The sequence below is a fragment of the Peptoclostridium litorale DSM 5388 genome (assembly GCF_900141635.1).
Lineage (GTDB): Bacteria > Bacillota > Clostridia > Peptostreptococcales > Peptostreptococcaceae > Peptoclostridium > Peptoclostridium litorale.
In genome coordinates this window covers 1-4,989 of the sequence record NZ_FSRH01000028.1, presented here as the reverse complement: position 1 = coordinate 4,989, position 4,989 = coordinate 1, and the positions used below count along the sequence as shown (strand labels likewise).

General features: G+C 30.6%; 5 protein-coding genes. 1 reads left to right on the top strand and 4 read right to left on the bottom strand.

What is annotated here, in order from left to right:
- Positions 1-309, top strand: a 309-nt coding sequence (locus BUQ87_RS14720) for an ATP-binding protein (protein WP_159434266.1), incomplete at its 5' end; no start/stop codon positions are given.
- 157 nt (positions 310-466) lie between these two features.
- On the opposite strand, the gene BUQ87_RS14715 is transcribed toward BUQ87_RS14720, so the two are convergent.
- The 4 genes from BUQ87_RS14715 to BUQ87_RS14700 all read right to left on the bottom strand — a co-directional run.
- Positions 467-1,087 carry a TnsA endonuclease N-terminal domain-containing protein gene (locus BUQ87_RS14715; protein WP_038267182.1) on the bottom strand — a complete coding sequence of 207 codons (621 nt, stop codon included), beginning with the start codon at positions 1,085-1,087 and terminating at the stop codon, positions 467-469.
- Between the two features lie 354 nt (positions 1,088-1,441).
- A complete protein-coding gene (locus tag BUQ87_RS14710) occupies positions 1,442-2,962 on the bottom strand; it encodes a protein kinase domain-containing protein (protein WP_038267179.1) in 1,521 nt (506 codons plus the stop codon).
- A 92-nt stretch (positions 2,963-3,054) separates the two neighbouring features.
- Positions 3,055-3,972 carry a bacteriophage abortive infection AbiH family protein gene (locus BUQ87_RS14705; protein WP_038267176.1) on the bottom strand — a complete coding sequence of 306 codons (918 nt, stop codon included), beginning with the start codon at positions 3,970-3,972 and terminating at the stop codon, positions 3,055-3,057.
- 768 nt (positions 3,973-4,740) lie between these two features.
- Positions 4,741-4,989, bottom strand: a 249-nt coding sequence (locus BUQ87_RS14700) for a transposase domain-containing protein (RefSeq protein ID WP_143182482.1), incomplete at its 5' end; no start/stop codon positions are given.

The following is a 4,989-nucleotide window of genomic DNA, read 5'->3' as shown; positions in this document are numbered from 1 at the left end:
AAAACGCTTCAAAAACCAGATATCCTTGTAATAGATGAACTGGGATACAATGAGATGCATGGTGAGATAGCCCACTACTTCTTTCAAATCGTCTCTGAGCGCTATGAAAAGGGTTCTTTGATAATAACATCCAACAAGTCATATGGCTATTGGGGAGACATATTCGGAGACAATGTAGTTGCGACAGCAATTTTAGACAGGTTGCTTCATCACTCAATGACTATAAATATCAAAGGTGAAAGCTATAGAATCAAAGAAAAGAAGAAAGCTGGATTTTTCAACTCAAGTAGAATGAGTAAAGAAGAATAACCGTATGTGACATTTATGCCGCGAAAGCCTGTTTATAATGAGAAGCAGACCTGTTAGCCTAAAAGATGCATCAACAGGGTACTTAGATGTCTCCGATACTGAAAACAGGTCTGCGAGTCTTATTGTAAACAGGATCGTGGAATAAAATCGACTGAGTTTACGCATAGTTTTCGGTTGAAAACGGTAATTTTCGAACGGAGATTTTCGGAAAAATAGAAACGCTATTGACATATATGCTCGCAATATTATTCGCCTTAACTTTATCAATTTCATCTTCAGTCACAATTCCCCAATAAACACCTCTTTTCTGCCAATATCTCCTCTCGATTTCAAATTTATCAAGCGTTCTTTTGCTTAACTTTTGTTTCTCTTTAATCGTTCTTGCTATAAGTCTTTGACCATTATGATCTTGTATCGTAATTAAAAAATCTGTTGTCACAACAATAGGCATTCTTGTTTTTGGATCTGTTGGATGTTTAATCCCTAGCTTTTCAGCTATAAATAGTGTTTCTTCTAATAGCAAAAGTGGATATTGTTCCCTTATATCTGAAACTCTATCTGAAAATTCCATAAGAAAAAAAAAGTTAGTTTCCATATCAGATAAAAATTCATGTTGCCTTTTAGTTTTAATTCCTTTTATTCTTGTTGATCTTCCTTTAGATGCAATGTCTTGAATAGTAATCCATGGTTTATAGTCTGCACCGGACCCTTGCCCTCTTCCTTCTTTTATCATTCTTTCAATTTTTTTATCTGTCATTTTCCTGTTTCTTTTCGCCATTTGTAACACCTCCAAACATTTGCAAAAACAGAAAAAAGAGCCTAAGTGAAAAAAAATATCTTTTTTTGCAAATTTGCAAAATCCAGATTTTTTTTTTTACTCAAGCTCTTTTAAGCTTCTTAATTATTATTTTAGTTTTAAATATTACACTAGCATTTTAATAATTTAATCACACTAGTTTTTAGACTTTAAAATTGTCAATTCTTTGGCCTCAAAATTAATAGACCTCTCCTTGTTTATAATTTTACCCAAATATCCTATTACTAATCATTCTTTTTTAAATTTAGCTGTGTTTAAGAATACTGTTGATATAGTGGAAATATAGTAATTTTTCAGTTTATCATTAAGTTTAGTCTATATTCGTAAAAATACCTCATCATGTTTATTTCTACTAATATTTTTTATCAAAATTTTAATGCTTTCAGGATTTAATTCTGAGGTTTGAATCGATTCAAGAAATCCATCATTCTTATGTAATATTGTGCTATGATACATCGTTCCAATTGCTACAAAGTTATAACTATAATTTGGGTATCTTTCTTGAACTTTTAATTCATTGATATCATAAATATTGTTCTCGATTTCAACAAATCCGGATTCTAACGAAGATATTGGAACTTCGATAACTTCATCAAACTTATGACTACTTAAATAAGCTATAGCATCGGGTTGAATTCTTGACGAATCTTTAAAATCATACTTAACGCAATCTAAAAGCACAATGTCATCATATAAACTATCATTACAATATATCCAAATACCATTTAATTCAAATTCTCTATGATCTATTAGTATTTTTTTTGTATCTATATATCTTATACTATCAATTGTATTATTACCACAACCAGTGTTGAATTCAAGTTTACGCTTAAAATTTTGCTTATTTAAGTAAGCAATTAAATTCTCGATTTTGGATGGTTCATTAATGTAATATGGTTTTCTATAATTTGATAGTACACTTTTTCTAAGTGCGGTACTAAATTTCCTCATTTCCTCAAATGCATCTGGTTTTTTACGCCTGGCAAGTTCTGATTCCAAATATTTTTCAATTTCTTCAATAGATTCAAATCTATTAGAGGGCTCATTATATAAACATTTATTTATAATACTATCAATAATTTCACCCTTTACACCAGCAATCAAGTGTGCTATAGACTCTCGACCAGTGCCCCTGTGGGTGCTTCCATGGCAATACCATTGTAAGAGTTGTCCAAAGGCGTATATATCCATAGTTTGTGCAGGTTCAATTCCTTTTTCAGCCTGTTCTGGTGCTGAAAACTCATAATTCCCCAAACGGTCACCGCGTTTGGTATTGGCTTTTAAAGCAAATCTTTCTGGATTATAATGGGCAATCCCAAAATCAGTAAGAACAAATTCATCATCATGGGTAACTAAAATGTTTTCTGGTTTTATATCCCTATGAATAATTCCTTCTAAATGAATAAATTTAATCCCTTCGATAAGAAAATTAAATAGTTTTAAAAAAGTTACTTCATCGAATCCTCTTGCATTCCTGTACTGCTTTAAGGACTCATCGTATTTTTTCATTAATATGTATGGAATCATTATTTCTTTTTCACTTTCATCACTAACTATAGTTAACTCTTCGTAATTAATTAAATTAACTATGTTTTTATTTGCAGGCAACATTTGAACATTGAAAAATTCAGATTTAAAACGAGTAAGCTTAGTTAATCCATTTTCAACAAAAAATTTAATTGCTATATTGCTATCATTTAATTTTCCAGAATAAACAACCCCATTTCCACCAGCACCTATCCTATCTGATTTATCTACATGGATATCTCCCAAATAAGATCTTATTAGTTTATATTTTTCAATGTATTTTGCTAATTCTTCTTTTGATCCAGACATAATTCCTCCCTCTATAAATTACTAGATACCATTTTCATCCTCAATTCTCGTTTTTTTACCATTAAAATTCTTATATCCAATCATCACTTACTCTATTTAAAGAAATCTTGTGACCTTAACATTCTAATATTACTCTCATCTACACCTATGGAAATAATCTTATTCTTAAAACAAGTTGCTTTCTCTTTATCATAATAATAAATGTTCCAAATAGAATCCTGCTTCACATATCTTTTTATTTCTTTAAAATATGGCATATCAACATCGCCCAACGAGTGTCCTATGATAGATATTTCCTCAATATTTTTTAATCTTTTAAAAAAATACTTATTAATTCCTAGAAAATGCTTTACATCTTTAAATGTTCGATCATAATAGTTTGCAACTGCATTATAAATGCTACATTTTTTCTCGTGAAATTCTTCACTGACTTCTTCTGATATCCTTTTCATTTCGATAACTTTTGAATAGTCGCCATGACCAATAACTGGTGATAAATCATAATCTTCATCAATAGAACCATGTATATGCAAAATATTATATTTATCAACCTTATAGACTTTTTCTAATAATAATGTATAGTTAAATGTTATAAATAAGTCATTTGTATCTGCACTTATTCTATTAGTTTTTCTATCTGCATCTATATTAACCTGCTTAATCCATAACTTGATAAATTCATTTAACCTTTGAATGAATCCATACTGGTCTTCCCAATATTCATTAAGGGTATCTTCAACTCCTATATCTTCGCTTTCTAATCCCAATTCAATGGATTCTCCATTTTCTATAATGTGTGTTTCATCTATTAATGAAAGATTTTTTTCGAAATCTCTCCAAAGATAATTTTCCACAAATTCTTGTTTACTCTCAATTGTAAATCCATACATTTCCTCTAAAGATCTTAGGTAGTCCCAATCTTGCTCTTCTAAATAACATCTAAAATCAATATATGATGTTTTTAATCCATGTGCTATATCAAATCCATTTCCTACAACAAATAAATTCATATCAAATTCTTTCCCCTGTTTAAATTTATAGTTTCAATGCATCTTTTTTTCAAAAACAAATGTCCGAGTATTCCACTTACATTTGCATTTTACCATATTATTGATTTTTTTGCACATGTTGTATGTCCAAGCAAAAACATTTAATACACAATATAATATTACCTTTGCGAACGGGAGGTTTAAACATACGGGAAGAATTATATCCTCAAAAGTTCACCATCTTATTTTTAACGCTTTTCTTTTCTGCTCCGGAACCTTAATTTGCTTACGAAAACTACTTATTGCATTCGACATTTTTATTATGACATGTCCGGATAATGCATGATATACTATTTTGATCTGATTTTATTTAGGGAAGGAGCTGTTGATGTATGGTTAAATACAATTTAAATTTATAGGTTTTAGTCGAGGATCCTAAGCTTTTCAAAGAAAGGGATAAGAAAAAATAGTAGGTGACATATTATATATGATTGATAATATTGAGTTTATAGGTCTTGATTTTGAGCGTATTCCATGGGGAAGTAGCGGTAAAAAATATATAATAGATATAAATATTACACAGGATTACGAATCAATAGATGTCTAATAGCTTTCAGATGAATTGATTATATATGCTGAGGGTACTATAATAGAGCCAGATTGTGACAATATGTTCCTACTGTGCGCTATAAGAAAATCGTTTAAGAGAGTATATTTGTATCCGTCAAATACAACCCACATATGAAAAGCGTCCTATCTATGAGATAATACTCACAAATAGGACGTTTTCTATTTTTTAGATTCAAATGTTTTAAGGCACTCTTTCGGCAGGGTTTCAGACCACGGAAGAAGATGATCCAGTGCGTATGGAGTGCTGAGTTTTGTATTCGGAAGCTGCTCGAACAGGTATTTCAAATAGTAAAAAGGATTCAGGCCATTCATTTTGGCTGTTTCTATTATGCTGTATGCCATGGCGCTGGCTTTTGCTCCATGAGGTGATTTGCAGAATAGATAATTTTTGCGACCGATAACAAACGG

Bases quoted from the DNA above. Each gene is read 5' to 3' on its own strand.
- BUQ87_RS14710 (WP_038267179.1), bottom strand. From the start codon at position 2,962: ATGTCTGGATCAAAAGAAGAATTAGCAAAATACATTGAAAAATATAAA.
- BUQ87_RS14705 (WP_038267176.1), bottom strand. From the start codon at position 3,972: ATGAATTTATTTGTTGTAGGAAATGGATTTGATATAGCACATGGATTA.
- BUQ87_RS14715 (WP_038267182.1), bottom strand. From the start codon at position 1,087: ATGGCGAAAAGAAACAGGAAAATGACAGATAAAAAAATTGAAAGAATG.